Source organism: Microvirga aerilata, from assembly GCF_016743775.1.
Classification (GTDB): Bacteria; Pseudomonadota; Alphaproteobacteria; order Rhizobiales; family Beijerinckiaceae; genus Microvirga; species Microvirga aerilata.
Map to the genome: position 1 here is coordinate 1 of NZ_JAEQMY010000270.1, position 1,469 is coordinate 1,469.

The window sequence follows — 1,469 nt, forward strand, 5'->3', positions numbered from 1 at the left end:
CTCGCCATGATCCGGCTCATGACCCGCAGGATCGCAAGGCTTTGTCAAAGCTCATGAATCGCTCGGACCGACTCTTAATGCTCGGCCGCCCAATGGCAGCACCAAGCTTTTAGCAAAAGCGGTTAACTCCTCAGACGCGTTGAAATAATCGGTCCAAGAGACAAGAGTTTTAATCTGCCTTGGGCGGCAATTAAACTTAGAATGGGGGCTTACTATGGACGGATTGTCGTTACTGGTTATCGCCATTGGCTCAGTGCTTGTCACCCTTGTGGCGTTTCTCGGCACGTTCGACTACATCTATCCAGTGTCCGACGCAAAGCTTGGTGGTATTTACCCGAGCCGGGCACATGACAGCTCTAACAACCACTCCTATCGCTGATGCCTCCACAGTCGATAGCTTGGCCTCCTATGAGGCTCAGGCAAAAGAAAGCCCCAAGACATGCTCAGGGCTCAAGTGGGTATCCAGAGGGAACCGTCACGATCAGGAGGAAGAGGAACGTGAAGGCTCGGACAAACAATCCTCCACGGGCAATGTTCCAGATGACTGTGCCTTAAGGCTCCAAGGGTTCATGGTTCAGCCTAACACTTGGAGCAGGAACCCAGCCTTGTTGGCATGCCATGCGTGAGTATAGCTGTGTTGTGAGGAAGCGTTCCTTGATTGCCACAACAAGGTCCCGCCAAGGTAGAGGACACCTGACACATCAAGCTGGCGCTAGTGGCCTCTGATCTTCCTCAGCATCGATTTGATATGTTCCTTCACAGCAAGTGTACCGCCATCGATGTTGTCAGGAATCTGGTGGCTCTGTTTTCCTGCGAGGAGCGCTTGGAGAACCTGCGCTTCTGGCTCTGACAATGCGGGAGTAGACCTGCTCTGACGCTGACCAGCAGTAGCGGCAGCACCCTGGAGTTGCTGCTGGCGAAACTCTGGACGGTTCTCGTTCGCTGCCTCCGAAGGCTCCTCGTCATTGAGGTATTCAAGGTTTGTCTTCGGAGTAGCCACCACTGCCCCCAGCCCTGTCAACCTAGGATAACTATCTAGGCTGTAAGCTTTATCTCCCAGAAAGCCCGACAATGCTATACCGACTCAGAGGTAGCATCAGAACTCTAAGGTCTAGGGCAACCGCTGATCAGGCATCCTTGGCATAAGGCCTAGAAGGGCTTGACGAGGGCAGCATCGATAATCGTGATGAGCGCCTTGTGCCAGTCCTCGGTTTGGCTCTGCCGAGCGACTAGAATGCTCCGCATGTCACCCAGCGCGGAGCGAAGATGGCTGTTTTCCTCCTCAAGCTGGATCAGTCGTGCCTTCTGGTGCGTGTAGAGTTTGAAGTAGCCGTCCTCGGACCCTCGGCTCACACCTTCAGCCATATGCCTCCTGCTGTGTTAGCAGAGGGCTGAGGTGGCTCGGTTTGTCTGAACAGCGTTTTCGGTTCGCTAAGTGGAGCGTCTGCCGGGGTTAGGCTGCCGCGAGC

2 protein-coding genes are annotated in these 1,469 nt (G+C 54.5%); both read right to left on the bottom strand.

Annotated features, from left to right (window positions below; genetic code table 11):
* Window positions 1–712: 712 nt before the first annotated feature.
* Window positions 713–1,000, bottom strand: coding sequence for a LuxR C-terminal-related transcriptional regulator (locus JKG68_RS32265; protein WP_202066504.1), 288 nt, complete (start codon window positions 998–1,000; stop codon window positions 713–715).
* Between the two features lie 149 nt (window positions 1,001–1,149).
* Window positions 1,150–1,365: a hypothetical protein gene (locus JKG68_RS32270; RefSeq protein WP_202066505.1), complete on the bottom strand. Its 216-nt coding sequence runs from the start codon at window positions 1,363–1,365 to the stop codon at window positions 1,150–1,152.
* Between the last annotated feature and the right edge of the window lie 104 nt (window positions 1,366–1,469).